The sequence below is a fragment of the Bifidobacterium sp. 2450 genome (assembly GCF_041900695.1).
GTDB lineage: Bacteria > Actinomycetota > Actinomycetes > Actinomycetales > Bifidobacteriaceae > Bifidobacterium > Bifidobacterium longum.
The window spans coordinates 67121-88174 of the sequence record NZ_JBHEEA010000010.1; the positions used below are offsets into that span (position 1 = coordinate 67121).

At 60.0% G+C, this 21054-nt stretch carries 21 protein-coding genes and 1 pseudogene; 8 read left to right on the top strand and 14 right to left on the bottom strand.

Annotated elements, in window-relative coordinates:
- Positions 1-129 precede the first annotated feature (129 nt).
- Positions 130-729, top strand: a complete 600-nt coding sequence (locus ACEUKI_RS07170; protein WP_236838336.1) for a TetR/AcrR family transcriptional regulator — start codon at positions 130-132, stop codon at positions 727-729.
- Between the two features lie 77 nt (positions 730-806).
- On the opposite strand, the gene ACEUKI_RS07175 is transcribed toward ACEUKI_RS07170, so the two are convergent.
- The 11 genes from ACEUKI_RS07175 to rpmB form a co-directional block, all read right to left on the bottom strand.
- Positions 807-1154 carry a lectin-C gene (locus tag ACEUKI_RS07175; protein WP_251847653.1) on the bottom strand — a complete coding sequence of 116 codons (348 nt, stop codon included), beginning with the start codon at positions 1152-1154 and terminating at the stop codon, positions 807-809.
- Positions 1155-1542: 388 nt separating this feature from the next.
- Positions 1543-2001 carry a Fur family transcriptional regulator gene (locus ACEUKI_RS07180; RefSeq protein WP_236838335.1) on the bottom strand — a complete coding sequence of 153 codons (459 nt, stop codon included), beginning with the start codon at positions 1999-2001 and terminating at the stop codon, positions 1543-1545.
- 258 nt (positions 2002-2259) lie between these two features.
- Positions 2260-3015 carry a TIGR03943 family protein gene (locus ACEUKI_RS07185; RefSeq protein ID WP_374156650.1) on the bottom strand — a complete coding sequence of 252 codons (756 nt, stop codon included), beginning with the start codon at positions 3013-3015 and terminating at the stop codon, positions 2260-2262.
- A gap of 2 nt (positions 3016-3017) precedes the next feature.
- On the bottom strand, positions 3018-4163 hold the full coding sequence (locus tag ACEUKI_RS07190; protein ID WP_251847651.1) for a permease: 1146 nt from the start codon (positions 4161-4163) through the stop codon (positions 3018-3020).
- Between the two features lie 124 nt (positions 4164-4287).
- Entirely contained in the window at positions 4288-5964 is a 1677-nt protein-coding gene (locus ACEUKI_RS07195) for a metal ABC transporter solute-binding protein, Zn/Mn family (protein WP_251847650.1), read from the bottom strand.
- A gap of 269 nt (positions 5965-6233) precedes the next feature.
- Entirely contained in the window at positions 6234-6401 is a 168-nt protein-coding gene (rpmF, locus tag ACEUKI_RS07200) for a 50S ribosomal protein L32 (RefSeq protein WP_080785205.1), read from the bottom strand.
- Positions 6401-6523, bottom strand: coding sequence for a 50S ribosomal protein L36 (gene rpmJ, locus ACEUKI_RS07205; RefSeq protein ID WP_012578244.1), 123 nt, complete (start codon positions 6521-6523; stop codon positions 6401-6403). The genes rpmF and rpmJ overlap by 1 nt, the downstream gene beginning before the upstream one ends.
- Positions 6524-6562: 39 nt before the next feature.
- Entirely contained in the window at positions 6563-6820 is a 258-nt protein-coding gene (locus tag ACEUKI_RS07210) for a type B 50S ribosomal protein L31 (protein WP_251847649.1), read from the bottom strand.
- A gap of 125 nt (positions 6821-6945) precedes the next feature.
- Positions 6946-7251, bottom strand: coding sequence for a 30S ribosomal protein S14 (rpsN, locus tag ACEUKI_RS07215; RefSeq protein WP_080785203.1), 306 nt, complete (start codon positions 7249-7251; stop codon positions 6946-6948).
- A gap of 220 nt (positions 7252-7471) precedes the next feature.
- Entirely contained in the window at positions 7472-7642 is a 171-nt protein-coding gene (rpmG, locus tag ACEUKI_RS07220; RefSeq protein ID WP_080785202.1) for a 50S ribosomal protein L33, read from the bottom strand.
- 171 nt (positions 7643-7813) lie between these two features.
- Complete coding sequence (gene rpmB / locus ACEUKI_RS07225; RefSeq protein ID WP_251847648.1) at positions 7814-8050, bottom strand: 50S ribosomal protein L28; 237 nt, start codon at positions 8048-8050, stop codon at positions 7814-7816.
- Between the two features lie 50 nt (positions 8051-8100).
- On the opposite strand from rpmB, the gene ACEUKI_RS07230 reads away from it, so the two are divergent.
- The 7 genes and pseudogenes from ACEUKI_RS07230 to ACEUKI_RS07260 all read left to right on the top strand — a co-directional run bounded on the left by ACEUKI_RS07230 (position 8101) and on the right by ACEUKI_RS07260 (position 16645).
- Positions 8101-8871 (top strand): hypothetical protein, encoded by a 771-nt coding sequence (locus ACEUKI_RS07230; RefSeq protein ID WP_080785200.1) that lies wholly within the window; start codon positions 8101-8103, stop codon positions 8869-8871.
- A 378-nt stretch (positions 8872-9249) separates the two neighbouring features.
- Entirely contained in the window at positions 9250-10173 is a 924-nt protein-coding gene (locus tag ACEUKI_RS07235) for a metal ABC transporter solute-binding protein (RefSeq protein ID WP_080785199.1), read from the top strand.
- A gap of 258 nt (positions 10174-10431) precedes the next feature.
- Complete coding sequence (locus tag ACEUKI_RS07240) at positions 10432-12507, top strand: LTA synthase family protein (protein WP_251847647.1); 2076 nt, start codon at positions 10432-10434, stop codon at positions 12505-12507.
- A 352-nt stretch (positions 12508-12859) separates the two neighbouring features.
- Positions 12860-13060: pseudogene (locus tag ACEUKI_RS07245) on the top strand (hypothetical protein); the annotation flags it as partial.
- Entirely contained in the window at positions 13061-14620 is a 1560-nt protein-coding gene (locus tag ACEUKI_RS07250) for a glycoside hydrolase family 2 TIM barrel-domain containing protein (protein ID WP_251847646.1), read from the top strand.
- Positions 14548-14931, top strand: a complete 384-nt coding sequence (locus ACEUKI_RS07255; RefSeq protein WP_251847645.1) for a hypothetical protein — start codon at positions 14548-14550, stop codon at positions 14929-14931. The genes ACEUKI_RS07250 and ACEUKI_RS07255 overlap by 73 nt, the downstream gene beginning before the upstream one ends.
- A gap of 64 nt (positions 14932-14995) precedes the next feature.
- Positions 14996-16645 (top strand): aldehyde dehydrogenase family protein, encoded by a 1650-nt coding sequence (locus tag ACEUKI_RS07260; RefSeq protein WP_080785195.1) that lies wholly within the window; start codon positions 14996-14998, stop codon positions 16643-16645.
- A 232-nt stretch (positions 16646-16877) separates the two neighbouring features.
- Here the strand turns inward: ACEUKI_RS07260 and purD are convergent, their stop codons facing one another.
- The 3 genes from purD to purF all read right to left on the bottom strand — a co-directional run bounded on the left by purD (position 16878) and on the right by purF (position 20925).
- Positions 16878-18149 (bottom strand): phosphoribosylamine--glycine ligase, encoded by a 1272-nt coding sequence (gene purD, locus ACEUKI_RS07265; RefSeq protein ID WP_080785194.1) that lies wholly within the window; start codon positions 18147-18149, stop codon positions 16878-16880.
- Between the two features lie 56 nt (positions 18150-18205).
- Positions 18206-19243 carry a phosphoribosylformylglycinamidine cyclo-ligase gene (purM, locus tag ACEUKI_RS07270; protein WP_080785193.1) on the bottom strand — a complete coding sequence of 346 codons (1038 nt, stop codon included), beginning with the start codon at positions 19241-19243 and terminating at the stop codon, positions 18206-18208.
- Positions 19244-19413: 170 nt separating this feature from the next.
- On the bottom strand, positions 19414-20925 hold the full coding sequence (purF, locus tag ACEUKI_RS07275) for an amidophosphoribosyltransferase (protein WP_080785192.1): 1512 nt from the start codon (positions 20923-20925) through the stop codon (positions 19414-19416).
- Positions 20926-21054: the final 129 nt, after the last annotated feature.

Below are 21054 nucleotides of genomic sequence, written 5' to 3' on the forward strand. Positions count from 1 at the left end.
AATCACCATAGATCGCGAAATTGTTCATTTTGAACAGTTTTTTGGGAAGTGTTTATTTTGGTATTAAATGAACAACATGTTGATACTATTGGTAGTCAGTACGTGAAGAAATGACCAAGGAGTAGGACTGTGTCTGAGAACGGTAAGCGTAATACTGCTACTGAGACAAAAATCAGAGCCGCTTTCACCGAACTGATGCAGACCAAGGGGTTTGATGGCATGTCGATAAGTGCCATCGTACGGCTTGCGGGCATCAATCGAGGTACTTTTTACCTGCATTATCTGGATAAATTCGACCTGCGGCAGCGGCTCATCGACGACACCATCGCCGATCTGACGCAGATTCTCATCACCGGGCCGGACGATGAGGGCCGCGGTCCGGTGAGCGTGGAGGACTGCTTTGAATCCGAGTCGATTGCCGAGGCGTTGCGCTATGTCAAGCGTGAGTATGCGTTCTTCGACGCACTGTCCCGTTCGGGCAACGATATGCAGATGTATGACCGGGTCAAGGATGTGTTGAAGCAGATGCTGCTTGAGCAGGCGGCCCGTGTGGGTGCCGAGCTGAGCTACAGCGGCATTCCGCGCGACTATGCGCTGGAAATTCTGGTCTCCGCCGTCTCATCGATTATCTGGCTATGGATCCGGCGCGGCTGCAAGGAGACGCCCGAGCAAATCTGCGCCATCATCGAGAAAAACAAAACCACCGCGCCCGTAGACATCATACGGTAAGCGCAGTGGTTCGTGCCGGAATTTGGCTCCCCTCCCTGAGAGGAGTCAATCCGCAGGAGAAATCGGAAACCTAAAACTCAGGCAGCCAGCTCGGCCTTGAGTTCCTTGAGGTCGGCCAGGATCTCATCGTGGCACTTCTCGTTGGTGTCGAAGGCGAGGTGGCAGAAGGCGCACTCGTGGCCTTCGCGGTTCTCGTGGCAAGCGTGCAGGCAAGCCTTGCCCTCGCACTCTTCGGTGTGGTTGTGCTCGCAGTCGGTGTCGTCGCAGCAGTTGCCGGTGAAGCAGCAGCCGCAGCAGCCACAGGCGGCCACGCCGTGCTCGTGCCTGGTGACGTCGAACTTAGCCAGCGTGTCCTTGCAGGCGGCGAAGGTGCCCTCTTCGGTAACGATCTCGTAAGCATGCTCATCGATGGTCTTGATAGTCATTGTTGTTCCTTTCAGCGTCTGTTCGTCTGCGACTATAGAGCGCAGACGGCAGCGGCGAAAGTTAGTGAAAGTGATTATCAGGCCCATTGCTGCTATTAAGAGCAATGAGACCTCATGCAGTTTTGTGTCGGTAACGGGCCGATTGTTGGCCGAGTGTCGACGCCTGGTATAGGTGGTGGCGGTACCAATCCAAATATTGGTGGAACGACGACGATGAGCGTGTCTGGCATCGGTGCTACGCCAAGCGTTGGCAATCTAACGATGCGAGTGGAGCTTATATCGTCGCTATTGCGCCAAGGATTGGAAGGGCACCGATGCTGGAGGCCAGTAGCGTCGGGACTGCGCCATTATTTGTTCGAACGCCGACGGCCAGTATCGTCTGGCGTCGTCAGTGGTTCATCCTTTGGTGAGCGCCGACGTTGAGAGGCGGTTCGGTGGCATGCTTCGCCGCACACTTGGGGCACAGGCCGAAAATCTCCAGTTCGTGGGCGACGTTCCGGTACTTCAACTGCTTGGCGGCTTTGTCGATCCACTGCTCAAGTCCGGGAATCTCGATTTCGATGGTCCGCCCGCATTCGCGGCATACGATGTGATGGTGGTGATGCTGGTCCGAGCACTCGCGGTAGAGGGCCTCGCCGTTGACGTGGATTACGTCGAGCTCGCCTTGGGAGGCCATCATCTGCAGATTGCGGTAGGCGGTGGCTGTGCCGATGCGCGTGCCGCGCTCGCGCAGGATGTCGGTGATTTCCTGGGCCGTGGCGAATCGGGATAGTTCCGCCAGGACCTGGGTGATGAGGAGTCGGGGTCGCGTCACGCGCCGAGTGGTCGCGGTTTGCTCGATGCTCATGACGTTCTGCCCCTTTTCGCTAACAAATGATATTCATTATCGATATTAAAGCAAATCAGGTGCCCAGCATGTTGTCACATAATTTGAATCAACTGGCAGAAATCCCGCGTTTCAACGAGGCCTGCGCGGGATTTCTGCCAGTTTTGAGCCTTATAAAGGCAGAGCCCCCGCGTACCTTTCGTTATAACGCGGGATTTCTGCCGATATGGGACGAGTCATGGCGCAACGCAGTGCTTTCCATTTCGGGAGACGCGTCCTTTACTGCCAGTAGAAGTAGCCGGTCGGGGCGGCTGCGGCTTTGCTGGCCGACCGGACCTGCAGTATCAGGCCTTGGCGCTCGTGACCGGCGGAGCCGTAGGCGCCCTGCTTGATGACGGCGTCGACGGTGACCCAGTCGTGATTGTGCAGGGTGCCGGCCTTGCCGGAGCTGGCTATGAACCCGAATGGGGTCATGTCGAGAATGCAGCAGGACATGAACTGGCGGGACAGCTCGAACTCGTCCGCGCCGAACGTACGCGACTTGCTCACAAACCCGGTGACCTGCACATGGTAACCGACGTAACGCTGCGGATTATGGTCGATATGCTCGAACCATGAGCCGAATTCGTCGTCGCTGATGGTCAGGGTCTTGTTCGCCGTGTCGAGTCCGTGCAGCTGCGAGACGCCATCAGGCTTGTGCGAGCTGCGGGGAATGACGATAGCGCGGCCGCCGGCGTACTCGTCGAAGCCGCCGCTGCCGCTGCTGGGCTGGAACGGCACGGTGATCAGCAGCGCCGGAATAATCAAGGCGATCAGGAACCGCAAAACCGAACGCTCCGTGGCGTGGAACAGTCCGAGCCATGCTGCGGTCGCCAGCACGAACAGCAGTACCGCACCGATGATGAGATACGGCAGCGAACGCGGCGTGATCAGCGTGGTGTATGATCCGCCCACCACCGCATAGGCGATGGCCGCGCCCAGCACCGCGAAACACAGCGCCTCCACGCGGTCGGGGAGTGTGACCTTGCGCTTCATGGCTACGCTCCCATCACCAGATGGGCGGCAAGCGCGGCGAGGAAGCAGGTCGCCGCCACGGTCGCGATGAACCGAATGATGAACCGTGGCCGGCATTCCGTGGCCAGCATCAGCGTGTTCTTGAGGTCGAGCATCGGACCGAAGACCAGGAAGGCAAGCATGGCGGAGACCGGCAGCACGCCAATCATGCTGGCGGCGATCACCGCATCGGAAGTAGAGCACAGCGAACACAGGAACGCCAGTCCCATCGCCGCCAGAATCAGTACGATGACACCAGCGTCATCGAGCGTGCTTGAACCGTTGGTCAACGACGGCAATGCGGTGCGCATGATGGAGGCGACGATCGTGCCGAACAGCAGAATCGGCATCATCCGCATAAAATCGTCATGCGTATGCCGAATGAAATGCGTGAACCGCTCCAATCCGCGCCCCGTGCCCCCGCCGGCGGGGGCTGTCGGCAAAGCCGACCGGGGGTGGCTCTCAGGCGAATCACCCGTCGCCCCTGCACAATCCTCGCAAACCAACGACCGCCCAATCGTCAGCGGCCTCTCACGCACCGCAGGGGAGCGGAGCGGCCACACCGCGAACGACACCCCCGCGACTATCGCCACTACCATGCCCAACCCCACGCGGGCCGCCACCATCCATGGTTTGTCGGTGAATGCGAACCATGTGGACCATATCGCCATTGGATTCATCACCGGCACTGCGCACAGAAACGTCACCGCACACGGCAGCGGCAGGCGTTTGCGCATCAGATTCGCGAACGTGGGCACCACCATGCAATCGCACACCGGTAGGCACAGGCCGGTCACCAATGCCGCGGCCAGTCCGCCGGCCAACGATTTCGGTATGTGGCGGGCCAGAAAATTGGCGCTGACGAACGTGCTGACCGCGGCCGACATCATAGCGCCTAGCAGCATGAACGGAATCGCCTGCAGGATAAGCCCCGCGGCACCGGTGCCGATACGCACCAGCGGAACCGGAAACCCACGCGACTCGAGCATCGCGGAAGCCGCAATCAGGAACGCCACCAGCGGCGTGCCGATAATCAGAAACAGATAGTTCGCCGAATGGTCCTGTTGCGCGGTGTTCACCTGTTCCGTGCGCTGCGTGCGAGGTTCTTTCATACGAATATCACCTGCCATATCGCCGTCATATTAGCACCGTACGCATGATAGTGGTCGAGATAATATGCGAGTTCCCCGCATGCCGATGGTACACATCGATATGCGGGGAACTTTGCACATGGTTGCCTGGGCCGATGGCGAATCAGTGGGCCAGCATTTCGGTGGCCACTTCCTCCTTGTTCATGGACGCCGGGTAATACGTAGGCCAGTTGTCCATTTCCTTGAGGGTCTCTTCCTGGGAATCATCGCCCATGAAGATATGGAAGTGTGCGGCCTTGGCCGGTGCGATGCTGTGATCGGAGAACTGCACGATCTTCGGCGCGCCCTCGGGCACATCGCCGGTGGCGGTGAACAGGAATCGCACGCCACGGTTGCCCTTGGCATAGTCGAGGATCTTGTAGCCGCTGTACCCATAGGTCGCGGTGGCCGTCTTGCCGCCCCGGGTGAAGCTCATTTGGTCGCCCTTGATGGCGATCTTCTCCACGTCGGTCTTGTAGCCGACCTCGTAGTACTTGGTGTATTCGGCGGCGGTCATGTCGCCCTTCTTGGCTTTGGCCTGCATCACCTTGTCGAGCGTGCCGTCCTGGAGCAGCGGGTAGACGGACTGCCATTCGCCCTCATAGTCGGACAGGTTGCGGTCCTTGACGTCCTGGGTCAGGAAGTAGCCGTTGGTGGTGTCGGTGGCCAGCGCCTGGTTGGCGATCAGCGTGAGCCAGCCGAGCAGCGTCTTCTGCTTCTCCGGTAGCTGTTCGGTCACGGAGATGACCGTCTTGTGGCTGGATTGCGCGGCCTCGTCGAGCTTCTTGGCAAAGCCGTCCATCTCCTGCGGATTGACGATAAGCAGGTCCACATCGTTGCCGGACACGATGTTCACCGCGTTCTTGAGGTCGGCGGCGGACGGTTCGGCGCCGCTGTTCATCGCGTTCGTGTAGGTTGCCGGGGTCATGTCGACCGCACCGATGTATTCCAAGAGGTAGCTGATGATCGACTCGGTGGCCACATAGCGGCGCTGCACGTTGGCGGAGCGCGCCTTGTTCACCAGGGTCACGAAGTCGGCGTACTCGCCATTCCACTCGTTGAAGTGACGTTGCGCGGTGGCGGCGGTGGCGGAACCGGCCCCGGCCTTGTCCGCGTAGGCGGCGTTGATGGCTTCGGCGGCCTTCAGCACGGCTTCCGGACTGAACCACAGGTGCGGGTTCGTAGCGCCATGGTGGTGATGGTGGCCTTCCTCGCCCTCGGCGTGGTCGTGGGAATGCTCGTGCTCGTCGGTGGCGGTGATGCCCATGAGGTCGCCCACGTTCACGATGGTCTGGCGTTTCTCGTCAAGCTGCGCCTTTTCCGCCCAACCGTCGTAGCCGGCGCCGTTGAGCACCACGATGTCTGCCTTGGCGAGCTTGGCCAGATCGGATGCGGTGGCCTCATAATCGTGCGGGTCGACGGAGATCGAGTTGATGAGCGAAGTCACCTTGGCGCACGAGCCGCCAAGTTGTTGGGCGAGCGAGCCCCACTGGTTGACCGAGGCGACCACGGTGAACGTGGCATCGCAGGAATCGCTGGTCTTGTCTGCGGCCGGGTTGGCGGAGTTGCTGCCGGCGGAAGCGGCCGAATCCGAGCCGCTTGGCCTCAGAAAAGTGAATGCGCCAAGAATCAGGCCGCCCAACACGGCACCGACAATGAACGCGACGATAACGCCGACGACGGTGTTGCGTTTGGTGGTGCTGGGTTTGGCGGAACCGGCGGATGTGTTGGTACCGGATGCGCTGTCGGTCGGATGCTTAGGGTTGCTGGCGGAGGGCCGGCTGGTGTGCTGATCAGTCATACTCTGACTTTCTACCGAGTATTCTTCTCTCGAAAAGAATGATGATTATTAATGTATTCGATGTTGTGCGGACGACGGTTGCAATTGCGCTGGCAGGCAAACGCCGCGCCCGCATGTGGTCAGGCATGACAACGGCGGCTCGTTTTTCGTGGGAATGGCGGTGCGCGAGAGGAATAGGAAAGAACGCGCGCCGTGTTTTCCGAGGAAAACGAAGCCGTCACTGCCATGTTGTTACGAGACTTGATGGATTGTGGAATCCATGATGTTGGTTATGGCTTCATATGCCCCTTTCGTACGGCTGCGGCCAGATTCTGCGGAACCTGAACCACTCCGCCTTCGGGCGTTCGGACCGTGGCCAGCTGAGGCACCTTGGCCTTCCAGTTGGAGCGGCGCGAACGCGTGTTTGCCCGGGACGTCTTGTACTTGGGCAGTGCCATCAGCCTTGCCTCGCCTTCCAGTGGGGATTCTTCTTGTTGATTACGTACAGGTGACCGCGCCGGCGGACGACATAGGAGCCGTCCTTGCGGGCCAATGAGCGGACCGATGCCTTGACCTTCATGTCCGTTCCTTTCTTCTTGTGGACGGGAATATGTGTGAACTATTTCTCGCCGTAGCGGGCGTTGAACTTCTGCACCTGACCGGCGGCGTCGATCACCACGTTTTTGCCGGTGTAGAACGGGTGGCTGTAGCTGGACACCTCCACATTGACGAGCGGGTAGGTGTTGCCGTCCTCCCAGTCGATGGTCGGCAGGCTTGCGGCCTTGGCCGCCAGCGTGGACTTGGTGAGGAAGTATTTGTCGGCGGAGCGGTCATAGAAGACCACAGGACTGTATTCGGGGTGGATGCCCTCTTGCATGGTTATGGACCTTTGGTTGTGTGATGTTGTGCGGTGATATGGATGAGAATGGCGTTGGATGCGCGGGCGTAATCCGGTGAATTAGATGGCCTGAGACGGCTTGACGGCCGGTTGTGCCGGCCCGATCACCAGCTGGACTTCACTACGCCGGGCAGTTCGCCCTTGTGTGCCTTCTCACGCAGGTTGATGCGTGACAGGCCGAACTTGCGGTTGTAGGCGCGCGGACGGCCGTCGATGGAATCGCGGTTGCGCAGACGGGTGGGGCTGGCGTCGCGGGGGAGAGCCTGCAACTTGCGCATCGCCTCGGCGCGCTCTTCGGCGGTCAGATGCGGGTTGACGCTGTCGCGCTTGTATTCGGCGCGGCGCTCGACGTACTTGGCAACCATGCGTTCGCGTTGCAATTGTCGGTTGATTTTACTGGTTTTGGCCATGTCTAGCTCCTTGATAAGGCTCCGGTGGGCGTTGTGGTGGCATCGGCCGGAGCTGGGACGAGTGCATTCGTTCATTGGGCGCATGCCGCAGGGCTCGGGAGATGAGTTCATGAAATGGTGATAGGGGAAACCGCCGGAATACCAACAAGGAAACGATTCCGGCTGGTGCTTAAGCCTCTTCCTCATCTCACGGCCGATGCCTAATGAACGAACAGATGGATTAGCGGGTCTCTCGGAACGGCACCCGCTTGCGGACCACCGGGTCGAACTTGGTGAGCTCAAGACGGTCCGGCGTATTACGACGGTTCTTGGTGGTGGTGTAGGTGAATCCGGTGCCGACCGTGGACTTCAGGGTGATGACCGGGCGGATTGCGGAGGAGTTGCTTGCCATGAGTGGTGCTTTCTATGTGTGGGTGTCACGCTGTCATGTCGCGTATGCCGTGTACGTCGCGGTGCCATGTGGGTGATGCAGCTCGTTAGCGCGGTTTGTTGCTGCGGTTACGCGCCGGCACAGTGGCGGGCCTACTGACTGCCCGAGCGTTGGGGTGATGCCGCGGCCGGTTCAGTTGGTGCCCTGATTGCGGCGGATGCGGGCGATCGCCGCTTCGATGCCGATGCGGTCGATGGTCTTGATGCCCTTGGCGCTCACGGTAAGCGTGACGTGCCGTTGCAAGGACGGCACCCAGTACTGCTTGGACTGCAGGTTCGGGGCGAAGGTTCGGCGTGTTTTCCTGTGTGAGTGGGAGACGCGGTTGCCGACCCCGGCGCGTGTTCCCAGAATTTGACATGTTTTGGACATGCCTGCGACTATAGCATAATGATAACCATTATCAAATTAGAAAGGCTGTCATGATCCATCCGGCATTGCAATCACAGGGAAACGCGGAGGGGCGCACGCCCGTGGTGCTGCTCACCGGCGTCGACCGCCTGAGCCTGGGCTCCGTGGCGTTCTCGTTGGTCGATTCCTTCCCGTCCGTATGCTCGGTCGCCTATGACGTGCGCCCGAACGACGCCGTGGAATCCGGTCTCGATATCGTGCGCAACGTTGCGAAGCCCCAGGCGAGCGGGGTGGTGTTCGGCGAGTCCGATTCGTTCGGACTCGAGGAGTGCTGCATGAGCTGCACGGTCAAACATGACCTTGAACGGACGCTCGGATCGCTGCAAGGGCATGACGGCGCGTTTCTGGTCTCGCTGCCTGTGGGCCTTGAGGCCACGCCGGTTGCGCGGTACCTGGCCGATTCCTTCCGTCTCAACGAGTGGAGTGAGTCGATGTTCGTGGGTGCGGTGGCCAATGCTGTAGGCCTTGACGAATTCGAGGAGCGGTTCTTCGACGACGACCGCCTGTGCCTGTACGGCATGGGCGAGGAGGACGGCGTCTATGACGAGCGTTCGACTGGCGCGGTGGTCTCCCGCCTGATCCGTGAGGCCTCGTGCGTGCTCGAACTGCCGGTCATCGGCGCCGGATGTCTGGCCCGTCATCTGGATACGGATGGGGAGTGTGCCTGCCGCGATATCATCCGGGCGATCGCCTCGCGCGATGCGCTGATATGTGAGGATGCCCACACCGTGGGGCTCGCCGACCTGGTGCAGGCGTCGGTCGGTGCCGCGATGCCGCTGTGACGTGCGCCATGGCGCCGGCGATGGCGGCGGCAGGTGCAGCAAACGGCAGAAATCCCGCGTCCGAACGAAGGTGGCGCGGGATTTCTGTCGTTTCTGAGGCCTTAAACGGCGGAACCTCCGCGTGGGTATCGTTCGGACGTGGGATTTCTGTCGTTTCGTCTGCCGAAAACGGCGGGACTCCGCGTTGCTGTCTTCGGGGGCTCGGGATTTCCGTCGGCGGCGCGAGCATGTGCGAGCAACACGCCGACGTAAATACAAATGATAATAATTCTCAATACATGTTATTCTGTCGTATCGGTGGCCGGGCAATGATGCAGCGACAGCAGCATCGCCCGACCAAACAGCTGAATTAGAGAGGAAAATCCAATCATGTCCATCATGTCCATCATGTCCAACGCCAAGCGCGCGCTCGCTATCGCGGCCGCCGCGGCGACCCTGTTCTCGATGGCCGCCTGCGGTTCCAGCAACGCCGCCGGCGGCAAGTCCGATTCCAGCAGCGCCGCGTCTTCCGGCAAGATCGAGGTCGTCGCCTCCATCAACCAGTGGGGTTCCGTGGCCGAAGACCTCGGCGGCAGCAACGTCGAAGTCACCAACATCATGACCAAGACCAACGTTGAGGCGCACGATTACGAGCCCACCAGCCAGGATGTCGCCAAGTTCGGCACTGCCAAGGTGGCCGTGGTCAACGGCGCCGATTACGACCCGTGGGCCACCAAGGCCGCCCAGTCGACCAAGGCCACGCTGGTCACCGCCGCCGAAACCGCCGGCATCAAGGAAGGCGACAACCCGCACGTCTGGTTCTTCGCCAAGGTGCGTTCCAACACTGCCGACGCCATCACCGCCGCCTACCAGAAGGCCGACCCGAGCCACAAGGACGACTACGCCAAGCTCAACAAAGAATGGCACGCCAAGGAAGACCAGCTTGAGTCCAAGATCAAGGAGACTTCCGCCAAGACCGAGAACCTGCCGTACGCCGCCACCGAATCCGTGGCCTGGTACTTGGCCGACGACCTCAAGATGACCGACGCTACCCCGAAGGGCTACGCCCAGGCCTCCGCCAACGAGAGCGAGCCGACCCCGGCCGACATCAAGGACTTCCAGGACACCCTGAAGGCCGGCCCCATCAAGATGCTCGTCTTCAACAGCCAGGAAGCAAACTCCACCACCGACCAGATCACCGGTGCCGCCAAGGACGCCAACGTGCCGATCGTGGAGCTCACCGAGCAGATGCCGAAGCAGTACACCAACCTGCTCGACTGGATGAGCGCGCTGGTCGACCAGTTCGCCGCCGCCGTGAAGTAATGCGGCAGTAGCCGGCAATCCGCAACAGCAATAAGGGGATAATCAAGTCAGATAGCGAGGCGTTGCTTAGGGGAGAACAGAACGCCTCGCTATCAGGGAAGGCTCCTTATATATCAGGGTGCTTCGGGGATGTCCCGAGGCACCCTTTGCGTTAGGGTGAATAGTTAGGAAACGGTAAGAAAAATAATGGAACTATGGATTTTCCAAGGTTCAGCGGCAACAATATGCCCTTGAAAAGTCACATACGGAAACAGGCGAATGAGCGAGAACATTAGTAGTACCACCACAGTGAAACCCCATTTCAAGCTTTGGGCCAAAAAGGCCGAAGCCAATGAAGTCACGCCCCAGCACCCCCACAAGCCCTTCCCCGGCTGGGTGTACGGCGTGCTCTTCGTTATCTTCGACATCATTGTCGTGACGGCGCTCGAAGTGGGCGTTTCGTCCAGCTCTACCCGTGTGCAGCTGTCCAGTCCGACCGTCGGATTCGGCTTCGTGAGCAAGATGTGGGCCGACGGCAATTTCGTATTCATGCTCAACGTGATACTTGTCGCGTTGCTATACCTCATGTTGCTGATGCTGTTCAACCGGTTCTGGACGGCAAGCATCGTGATTCTTGCGGTCGGAATCATCGTGGCCGCCATCGAACATTTCAAGGTCGAGATCCGTTACGAGGCCATTCTGCCCGCCGATCTAGGCTTCCTTGGCTCGAACACCGGCAACATGCTCACCTTCATTCCGGCCGGTGCGCATGTGACCATCCTCGTGGCACTCGGCGCGTTCGCCGTACTGCTCGCGCTGATTCTGGTGCTGCGTCATTTCGATGGGCGCAAAGGTCGCATGATTCGTACGGATAACCTGAGCCTGAACCTCACCTCCCGTCTGATTTTGCTGCTGCTGCCGATTCTGGTGTTCGCGTTGTACTGCATTCATGTGAGCACCACCGATTCGCCGGCCAACAAGTTCTCCCGCACCTTGGGAGACACGCCATCCATGTGGGATTCCGTGTATGACGCGCAGCGCAATGGTCCGCTCGTGGCCTTCACCCGCCAGCTCAACCCGAAGATTATGGACAAGCCGAGCAACTACTCCGAGGAGACCATGAAGAAGGTCGCCGCTCGCTATCAGAAGGAAGCGGAGACAATCAACACCTCCCGCACCAACAACCTCACTGATTCGACAGTGGTGTACGTGTTGTCCGAATCCTTCTCTGACCCGAGCCGCGTGCCGGGACTGAAGACCAATAAGGATTCGATGCCCAACATCCGCAAGATCAAGGCGGGCACCACCTCCGGTCTGATGCTCTCCTCCGGCTACGGCGGAGGTACGGCCAATCTCGAATATATGGGACTTTCTGGCCTGAGCATGGCCAATTTCGATTCCTCCCTGTCCAGCCCGTACCAGCAGCTGGTCCCGAGCCAGCATTGGACCCCCACCATCAACCAGATGTGGGGCGCGTCCGCCAACTCGCTCGGCTACCACCCGTACGAATCCAGCATGTACTCGCGTGCCACGAACTACAAGAAGTTCGGCTTCTCGCACTTCTACACGTTGACCGGTCCGGACGTGATCAAGTATCAGGACAAGATCGACGAGTCGCCGTACGTCTCTGATAAGTCTTCCTATGATTCTGCGCTGGAAGGCATCAAGTCCGGTAAGACGAACAAATTCATCCAGATCATTACCATGCAGAATCACATGCCCTACCACGAGTGGTATGAGAATAACGACTACACCGCCGAATCCACCACGGGTACGCCACTGGGTAATGATGAGCAGCAGTCGATTGAGACCTATCAAAAGGGTGTGGAGATTACCGATCAGGCCACTCAGGAGTTCCTGAATGAACTGGATGCGCTGGATAAGCCCGTCACCGTGGTATTCTATGGCGACCACTTGCCGGGCATCTACTCGTCCGCCAGTGAGGGTGACAATAACTCCTTGGCCCTGCACCTGACCGATTACTTCATCTGGTCGAACAAGGCCTCTGGTTCCCAAGGCAATAAGGCAAGCGATGCAGCCTACTCCTCGCCGAACTTCTTCGTGGCGCAGGCCGCCGATCATATGAACGCCAAGGTCAGCCCGTATCTGGCGTTCCTAACCGAGATGCATTCCAAGATTGCCGCTATGGAACCGCCTGTGGTCAACAAGATCCAAGGCTGGGATCGTATCCCCGAAGGCCAGAACATCTACCTTGATCAGAACGGCAACCCGATGTCCACCGATGACTTCGACAAGGAAACCAAGCAGTTGCTTGCCGACTACAGGCTCATCCAATACGACATCACCGCCGGCAAAAACTACCTCAAAGACACTGATTTCATGACGTTGCCGTAAAGCAGACAGTCCGGCCGAACCGTAAAGCGGATAGCCCAGTGGGCTATCCGTAGGTGAGGGGAGCGGCTGTGCCGCGACGGAAAATCCGGAGGATTTTCGGTCTGTAGGCAACGTGCGAACCGACAGGCGAGCCAGCAAAGCGCGGGCAAAGCCCGTCTAAAATTGCAGTACCGTTGCCGTAAAACGTTGTGAGCTCCCTCTGACGAGGGAGCTGTCGAACGAAGTGAGACTGAGGGCAGATATCCCCGAACGCAAACCAATCACTCCCGCCCTACAATAAAGCCATGAAGCGCATCGCTGTGAGTCATGGCTGGCAATTCCGCTCAATCAAGGACCAATCCAATGGGGCAGCGTGGCAGCCAGTCACACTCCCGCACGATGCGATGATCCACGAATCGCGCGACCCGCACACCGCCAACGGCTACAACACCGGCTACTATCCGGGCGGCACCTACGAATATCGAATGACTATCGAGCTGACCACACCGGCACCATCGCCAACGCCCAACTCTGGTCCCCAGATTCGCCTACACGCTACACCGCACGCACCGAATTGCACGACGCAAACGGCACCTTGCTCGACACCCATGCCGAGCGTTTTGGTATCCGCGCGCTGACCTTCGATGCACGCCAAGGCTTGCGAATCAACGGCAAGTGCATCCTGCTCAACGGCGGCTGCGTGCACCACGACAACGGCATTCTCGGTGCGGCGACCTTGCCGCAAGCCGAATATCGCCGCGCGCGCATCATGAAAGAGCAAGGTTTCAACGCCGTTCGCTCTGCCCATAATCCGCTGTCCAAGGCCTTTCTCGATGCCTGCGATGAGCTTGGTCTGCTGGTTATGGACGAGGCATTCGACATGTGGTGGATACATAAAACCAGCTACGATTATGCGGCGTCTTTCCGTGACCATTACGCCGACGACTTGGCTTCGATGGTGCGCAAAGATCGCAATCATCCCAGCGTAATTCTGTATTCGATCGGCAACGAAATCGCCGACACCAAGTCGCCGCGCGCCGCCGAAGCCGCCCGCTCCATGGTCGGCATCATCCGCTCGCTTGATGCCGAGCGGCCGGTCATCGATTGCGTGAACCCGATCTCCCTGTCCATCGCAGCGAAAACGCAGGCCGGCGTGGACGAACACGACGCCAAGGTCGAGGGCGAGCCCGGCCTCAACACCACGCTCGAACACGCTTCCGGTCCCGCCATGCTCACGGCCATCGACCGACTCATGCCCGCCGCGCTCGTCACCGGCATCATAGACCGACAGACCAACGCGGTGTTCGACGAGGTCGACGTGGCCGGGCTGAACTACTGCCGCCAAGGGCCCGAATGGTTCCACCGCCGCCACCCCGAGCGCGTGTTCTGCGCCAGCGAAACCTATCCGCAGGAAATCGCCGACACCTGGCCGGACATCCGGCACCTGCCGTACCTGATCGGCGACTTCGTGTGGACCGGGTGGGACTACATCGGCGAAGCGTCCGTAAGCGCCTGGGTCTACTCGAATCCCGAACCATACGGATGGATGCGCGAATACGGCAATCGCATGGCGATTCGCGGCCACCGGACCGGGCCATATCGCCGGTATCCGGGACTGCTGGGCGGTTCCGGACTGATTGACATCACTGGAGAACTGACCGGGCAGATGCTCTACCGGCAGATTGTCACCGGCGCGCGTCGTCGCCCGGCCATCACCGTCAGGCCCATGCAATTGCTGTACGGCGACGGCGCGACCCACACGGGTCGTGCATCGCGATTTATCGAACGTGGTCATGACGGCGTGGCCAGTTGGTCATGGGAGGGCTATGAGGGCCGCGACGCCATCGTGCAGGTGTTTTCGGGCGGCAAAACCGTGCAGTTGACGCTGAACAGGGAAGTCGTTGGCACCGCGCCCGTGCGCCGATGCATGGCCGAGTTCCACGTGCCGTTCGAACCGGGGGAGCTGACCGCTGTGGCCTACGATGCCGCCGACTGCGAACTCGGGCGGGACACGCTGACCTCCGCCGGGCCGGAAACATCGTCACCACACGATTCGAGCGCGTGCCCAATCCGTATCCGCAAGACGATGCGCGCTGGGACAGCACCGAGCTGTGGTTCGAATCCATCGCGCTGACCGATGCGAACGGCATCGCGCATGTCACCGATGACCGCCGCATTGTGGTTGATGCAGGCGGGCATATCGCCGTCGAACCTTCTGTCGAAGCTGTGGGTGTGGAGGTACAAGTGGACTCTGTGGCCGCACAACACGACCTGCCTGCCAATGCCGAACTGCTCGGCGTGTCCAGCGCCAATCCCATCACCGTCGATGCACTCGCCGACAACACCTGCACTACCTACTTCGGCCAAGCCCAAGCTATTTGGCGAGTATCAACCGAAACGTCGGGTATTGTCTGCAGCACAAACGCCCTCATGCCATCGTCATGACGGTACGATAGGTACAGTCGATGCCCGGAAAACCGACCCGGGCATCCTGCGGGAAGGATGTGCCATGGTCAATACGGATTTCGCTCAGTTGCGTCACGCTTACGAATCCGGGTGTACGCGGCCATTGGCTTGGCGACGGGCGCAATTGGATGCGCTATGCCGTCTGGTAACGGACAATCGTGATGCTTTCGTGGCTGCGGCCATGGCCGATTTGGGCAAACCCGCGGCGGAAACCATACTGATGGAGCTGAATCTGGTGGCCGGCGAGGCGAAGTTCGTCCGCAACCGGCTCGGACTGTGGGCCGCGCGCCATCCCAAGGCGATGCATTGGATGCTGCAACCCGCCGCCAGCTGGACGATCGCTGAACCCAAAGGCGTGGTACTCATCATCTCGCCATGGAACTACCCGGTGCTGTTGGCTCTGGAGCCAATGGCCGACGCGCTCGCCGCTGGCAATGCCATCTGTCTGAAACCCTCTGAACTTTCGCCGAATACCTCGCGTCTTATCGCCGAACTCGTGCCGCAATATCTTGACCCCGCGGCCGTGCGCGTGGTCGAAGGCGGGCCCAAGGAAACCGGCGAACTGCTGAAATGCCCGTTCAACCATATCTTCTACACCGGCGGCGGCCACGTCGGCAAAATCGTCATGCGGGCGGCGGCCGAGCACCTAACGCCGGTTACGTTGGAACTTGGCGGCAAATCATCGTGCTTCGTGGACCGTACGGCGGATATCAATGTGGCCGCACGACGTATCGCATGGGGCAAGTTCACCAACGCCGGCCAGACCTGCGTGGCACCCGACTATGTGCTCGCCACGCCGGACGTGGCCGAAGCGCTGGCCGAGCGCATCGCCGTAGCCATCACCGAATTCTATGGTGAAGATCCGAAGGCCTCGCCTGATTTTGGTCGTATTATCAACGATCGTCATTTTGAACGACTGTGCAAGCTATTGCCGGTCGGCACCGTGCCGCCTGAGGAGCCGAGCTCGCCGCTGGTGCAGGTGGCATCGGCGGTAGGCGCGGCCATGGATATGGTTGGGCGGCGCTTCAATGCCGTGTCCGCCGGACGTGCAGGTGCGGGGGAGACGGCCGGCGGTGGTGTTGGCGGTACGAACAATGCGGCGAAATCTGCTACCGGTCCGAATGCGGCAGCCGTTGATGGCGGAGTGGCGGTTATGGCCGCCGTTGAGCCGAGCGAGATTCACAAGGTGCCCGGCGTATTCGATTCGGCTGGGCGAATCGTTTGTGGCGGCAAGGTCGATCGCGCCGCCCGATATATCGCGCCCACCGTACTGTACGGTACGTCGCCAGATGCGCCGGTGATGGGGGAGGAAATTTTCGGCCCGATTTTGCCGATTCTGGTGGTCGAGGATGCCGAGTCCGCAATCCGATTCATCAACAAGCGGTCCCGGCCGTTGGCTGCATATGTGTTCTCGCGCGATCACGAGGTTCGGCTGACTTTCGAACGTCAGACCAGCTCCGGAGCCTTGGGATATTCGCTGCCGTTGGGTCACCTGCTGTCCAGCCGACTGCCGTTCGGTGGCGTGGGCGCGTCCGGCATCGGTGCCTACCACGGCAAAGCAGGTTTCCTCACCTTCAGCCACGTCAAAGCCGTGGTTACCAAGCCGCAATTCCCCGACACTCTGCGCCTCGTGTACCCGCCCTTCAATGAAGCCAAGGCCAAACTGTTCAACATCATCGCCAAATTCAGCTAGCGTGATATCGCTCGCTGATATTGGGTGATGGCGTTGTCGTAGTGACGTTCGCTGTCCCGGTAGACACGTCAACCGATTGACATGTCTACCGGGACAAAAATATGCGGCAGATGCGCCGCTTCTGCCACTTCAGCTTGCTGAACGTGGGATGATGCGCGCGGTAGCAAGGCGCGGAAGACGAAGGCATACGAAGGTACGTCGAGTCTTCCGTAACGCAGCTAACGCTCCATCATTACGCGTTCAGGGCTTTGAAGCCGATGTCGTGGCGGTAGAACAGTCCGCGCAGCTCGAGCTTGTCGATGATTGCGTAGATCTTGTCCTGGGCGGACTTGATGTCCGGAGCGGAGGTTTCGACGAGCAGGACGCGGCCGGAGTTGGCAATCAGACCACCCTTGTCGTTGGAGGTGATGCCGGCGTAGTAGACGTGCGAATCCTCGTCGACCTCGATCTCGGGCACACGGGCACCCTTGATGACGTTCTCCGGGTAGCCGTTGGAGGCGATGACCACGCCGAGGGTGGCGTTGGACTCATCCCAGGTGAATTCGGGGGTCTCGCCGTCGAGAATGGCGGAGATGCCGGCACCGAGGTCGGAAGTGAGCTTCGGAAGCACGACTTCGGTTTCCGGGTCGCCGAAACGAGCGTTGAATTCGATGACCTTCGGGCCGTCGGCGGTGGCGATCAGGCCGGCGTACAGGATGCCGGTGAACGGTGTACCTTCCTCGGCCATACCTTCGACGGTGGGGCGCACGATTTTCTCGATGGCCTCGTCAATCACGGACTGCGGAATCTGCGGCACCGGGCTGTAGGCACCCATGCCGCCGGTGTTCGGGCCCTCGTCGCCATCGTGGGCGCGCTTGTGATCCTGAGAAATCGGCATCGGCCAGAAATCAGTGCCGTTGACGAAGCTCATCAGGGAGAATTCCTGTCCATCCAGGAAGTCCTCGATAACGACCTTGGTGCCGGCAGAACCGAAGCGATGGTCGATGAAGATGTCCTCAAGTGCACGCTGAGCGGTGTGCTCGTCCATCGCCACGGTCACGCCCTTGCCGGCGGCCAGACCATCAGCCTTGATGACGATTGGAGCGCCGTGTTCATGCACGTATTCCTGTGCGAGCGCCAGATCGCTGAACGTCTTGTATTGGGCGGTCGGGATGTTGTGGCGGTCCATGAGCTGCTTGGCGAAGTCCTTGGAACCTTCAATCTGGGCTGCGGCCTTGGACGGGCCGAACGCCTTGATGCCGGCGGCGGCGAAATCATCCACGATGCCTTCGATGAGCGGGACTTCCGGGCCTACGAACACCCAGTCGTAGCCGTTGTTCTTCACGAAGTCGATGAGCGCGGCATGATTCGACTGGCTCAGCTGCGTGGTGCGGATGCCATCCTTGAGCATGCCCGGGTTGCCGGGCGCCACGGTGACTTCGTCAACGCTCGGCGACTTGAGTAGCGTGTACGCAATGGTGTGCTCACGAGCACCGGAGCCGATGACCAATACTTTCTGACCCATGTTTTTCCTTCCTAAAGTCTTTGGCTCCCCTCTTTGAGGGGAGCCGGTATCTGGAGCTACTTCAGTACGATTTGCGTGCCGGTGGTGTCGGCGGCGATCTGGCCGAGCACGTAGGCGGGCTCGTTGTTGTCGGCGAGCAGCTTCAGCGCCTCGTCCTTGCGGGCGGGGTCGACGGCCAGCACCATGCCGATGCCCATGTTGAAGATGTTGTACATCTCCTTGTGGTCGATATTGCCGGCCTTCTCCAGCACGTCGAAGATCGGGAGCACAGGCCAGGTGCCGAGCTCGATCTCGGCGGCCAGGCCGTCCGGGATCATGCGCGGGATGTTCTCGATGAAGCCGCCGCCGGTGATGTGGGCCACGCCTTTGACCACGCCAGCCTTGAACAGCGGGGAGAGGGCCTTGACGTAGATCTTGGTGGGGGTGAGCAGCACGTCGCCGAGCTTTTCGCCGCCCAGCTCGTCGAGCTTGGTGTCAACGGTGTAGCCAGCCTGCTCGAACAGGGCCTTGCGCACCAGGGAGAAGCCGTTGGAGTGCACGCCGGTGGAAGGCAGACCGATAAGCACGTCGCCCTCAGTGATGGTGGAACCGTCCACAATGGCGGACTTTTCGGCAACGCCGACCGAGAAACCGGCCAGATCGTACTCGTCCTCGTCGTACATGCCCGGCATTTCAGCGGTCTCACCGCCGACCAGTGCGGAACCGGCCTGCACGCAGCCGTCGGCCACACCGGCCACGACCTGCTCAAGCAGGGCCGGGTCGTTCTTGCCGCAGGCGATGTAGTCAAGGAAGAACAGCGGCTCGGCACCTTGGGCGGCGATGTCGTTGACGCACATGGCCACGCAGTCGATGCCGATGGTGTCGTGCTTGTTGGCCAGCTTGGCGACCATGAGCTTAGTGCCCACGCCGTCGGTGCCGGAGATGAGGACCGGCTCCTTGTAGCCCAGGGAGGCCAGATCGAACAGGCCGCCGAAGCCGCCGATGCCGCCGACCATGCCGGGGCGGTTCGTGCGGGCCACGTGCGACTTGATACGCTTGACGACTTCGTACCCGGCTTCGACGCTTACGCCGGCGTTCTCATATGCTTGTGGCATTTGGTTGGCCTTTCTGTTCTGTTTTCAAGCTCCCTTGCCGGGGAGCCACCTGCAAAAAGCGGATTTTCGTTTGTACTAAGCTCCCCTTGTCAGGGGAGCTGTCAGCGAAGCTGACTGAGGGGTAGTCGTAAAGACCAATGACTGAGGTGTAGTCGAAGGACCGGCCGAACCTACTGCACGTCCGGCTGCACGGTGTTGTACTCGTTGCCGATGTACTTGCTCTTGTACAGCGCGAATTCAGGCAGACGCACACGGTCCTCGGGCGTGAGGGACTTCAGGAAGTCGGCCTCGTAGTCGTCAAGGGCGGTGGGGTAGTCGCCGTTGAAGTAGGCGACGCACAGGCCACCGTATGGGGCGTCGGCGTTCAGTCCGATGGATTCGACCAGACCGTCGAGCGAAAGGTGGGCCAAGGAATCCGCGCCGATGTATTCGCGGATTTCCTCCACGCTCATCTTGGCTGCGATGAGTTCCTTGGTGGTGGAGATATCGATGCCATAGAAGCAGGGGTACTTCAGCGGCGGGGAGCTGATGCGCATATGCACTTCAGCGGCGCCGGCTTCCTTGAGCAGCTGCACGATGCGCTTGGACGTAGTGCCGCGCACGATGGAATCATCGATAACGATAACGCGCTTGCCTTTAACCACGCTGCGCACAGCAGAGAGCTTCATACGCACACCCTGCTCGCGCAGTTCCTGCGTGGGCTGAATGAAGGTGCGGGCCACATACTGGTTTTTGATTAGACCCATTTCGTTGGGCAGGCCTGCTGCTTCCGCATAGCCGGATGCGGCGGACAATGAGGAGTTCGGCACGCCGATAACCATATCGGCCTCCACCGGGGATTCGGCGGCGAGACGTGCGCCCATGCGCTTGCGGGCGGAGTGCACGTTGACGCCATAGATATCGGAATCCGGGCGTGCGAAGTAGATGTATTCCATCGAGCAGATGGCCAGCTGCGTGTTGTTGGTGTACTGCACGATCTTGTAGCCATGATCGTTGACCACCACGATTTCGCCCGGGCGAATGTTGCGCACCAGCTCGGCGCCGACGACATCCAGTGCACAGGTTTCGGAGGCGAGCACGTAGGCGCCGTTCTTCATCTTGCCGAGGGAGAGCGGGCGGAAGCCGTTCGGGTCGAGTGCGCCGATCATGGCGTCTTCGGTCATCAGCAGGTAGGCGAAACCGCCATGCACTGTGTTGAGCGCTTCCTTGAGCTTGTCCATAAAGGTGCGCTGCATCGAACGGCGAATCAAGTGCATCAGCACTTCGGTGTCGGAGTTCGAATGGAAGATGGCGCCTTCGTCTTCAAGCTTGCGGCGAAGTGACGGGCAGTTGGTCAGATTGCCGTTGTGGCACAGGGCCACGTCACCGTCATGGAAGCGGAAGATGAACGGCTGGATATTATCCGTGGTGCCGGATCCGGCTGTGGCGTAGCGTACGTGGCCGATGGCGCAATTGCCCTTCAGTCGTTCGATTTCGCGCTCATCGCCGAACACCTGGGTGAGCAGGCCGAGTCCGCGATGGCCGGTCAGATGGCCGTTATCGTTGGAGACGATGCCGGCACCTTCTTGGCCACGATGTTGCAGTGCGTGTAAGCCAAAATAGGTGAGTCGTGAGGCGTCGGGGTGGCCCCATACGCCGAAGATGCCACATTCCTCATGAATGTCTTCGAGTTCAGCCGACAAGCCAAAGCTCCTTTTTCAAACAGGGGATTAACTATCTGTCAACCCTACCAATCGGCGGCTACATCGTGTGTTGTGGGGTGGTGGTGGAGTCTTCCCGCTGAGGGAGGAACAGACAATTAAGAAAGATGG

Bases quoted from the DNA above. Each gene is read 5' to 3' on its own strand.
- ACEUKI_RS07175 (WP_251847653.1), bottom strand. From the start codon at position 1,154: ATGACTATCAAGACCATCGATGAGCATGCTTACGAGATCGTTACCGAA.
- ACEUKI_RS07180 (WP_236838335.1), bottom strand. From the start codon at position 2,001: ATGAGCATCGAGCAAACCGCGACCACTCGGCGCGTGACGCGACCCCGA.
- ACEUKI_RS07185 (WP_374156650.1), bottom strand. From the start codon at position 3,015: ATGAAGCGCAAGGTCACACTCCCCGACCGCGTGGAGGCGCTGTGTTTC.
- ACEUKI_RS07190 (WP_251847651.1), bottom strand. From the start codon at position 4,163: ATGGCAGGTGATATTCGTATGAAAGAACCTCGCACGCAGCGCACGGAA.
- ACEUKI_RS07195 (WP_251847650.1), bottom strand. From the start codon at position 5,964: ATGACTGATCAGCACACCAGCCGGCCCTCCGCCAGCAACCCTAAGCAT.
- rpmF (WP_080785205.1), bottom strand. From the start codon at position 6,401: ATGGCACTGCCCAAGTACAAGACGTCCCGGGCAAACACGCGTTCGCGC.
- rpmJ (WP_012578244.1), bottom strand. From the start codon at position 6,523: ATGAAGGTCAAGGCATCGGTCCGCTCATTGGCCCGCAAGGACGGCTCC.
- ACEUKI_RS07210 (WP_251847649.1), bottom strand. From the start codon at position 6,820: ATGCAAGAGGGCATCCACCCCGAATACAGTCCTGTGGTCTTCTATGAC.
- rpsN (WP_080785203.1), bottom strand. From the start codon at position 7,251: ATGGCCAAAACCAGTAAAATCAACCGACAATTGCAACGCGAACGCATG.
- rpmG (WP_080785202.1), bottom strand. From the start codon at position 7,642: ATGGCAAGCAACTCCTCCGCAATCCGCCCGGTCATCACCCTGAAGTCC.
- rpmB (WP_251847648.1), bottom strand. From the start codon at position 8,050: ATGTCCAAAACATGTCAAATTCTGGGAACACGCGCCGGGGTCGGCAAC.
- ACEUKI_RS07230 (WP_080785200.1), top strand. From the start codon at position 8,101: ATGATCCATCCGGCATTGCAATCACAGGGAAACGCGGAGGGGCGCACG.
- ACEUKI_RS07235 (WP_080785199.1), top strand. From the start codon at position 9,250: ATGTCCATCATGTCCAACGCCAAGCGCGCGCTCGCTATCGCGGCCGCC.
- ACEUKI_RS07240 (WP_251847647.1), top strand. From the start codon at position 10,432: ATGAGCGAGAACATTAGTAGTACCACCACAGTGAAACCCCATTTCAAG.
- ACEUKI_RS07260 (WP_080785195.1), top strand. From the start codon at position 14,996: ATGGTCAATACGGATTTCGCTCAGTTGCGTCACGCTTACGAATCCGGG.
- purD (WP_080785194.1), bottom strand. From the start codon at position 18,149: ATGGGTCAGAAAGTATTGGTCATCGGCTCCGGTGCTCGTGAGCACACC.
- purM (WP_080785193.1), bottom strand. From the start codon at position 19,243: ATGCCACAAGCATATGAGAACGCCGGCGTAAGCGTCGAAGCCGGGTAC.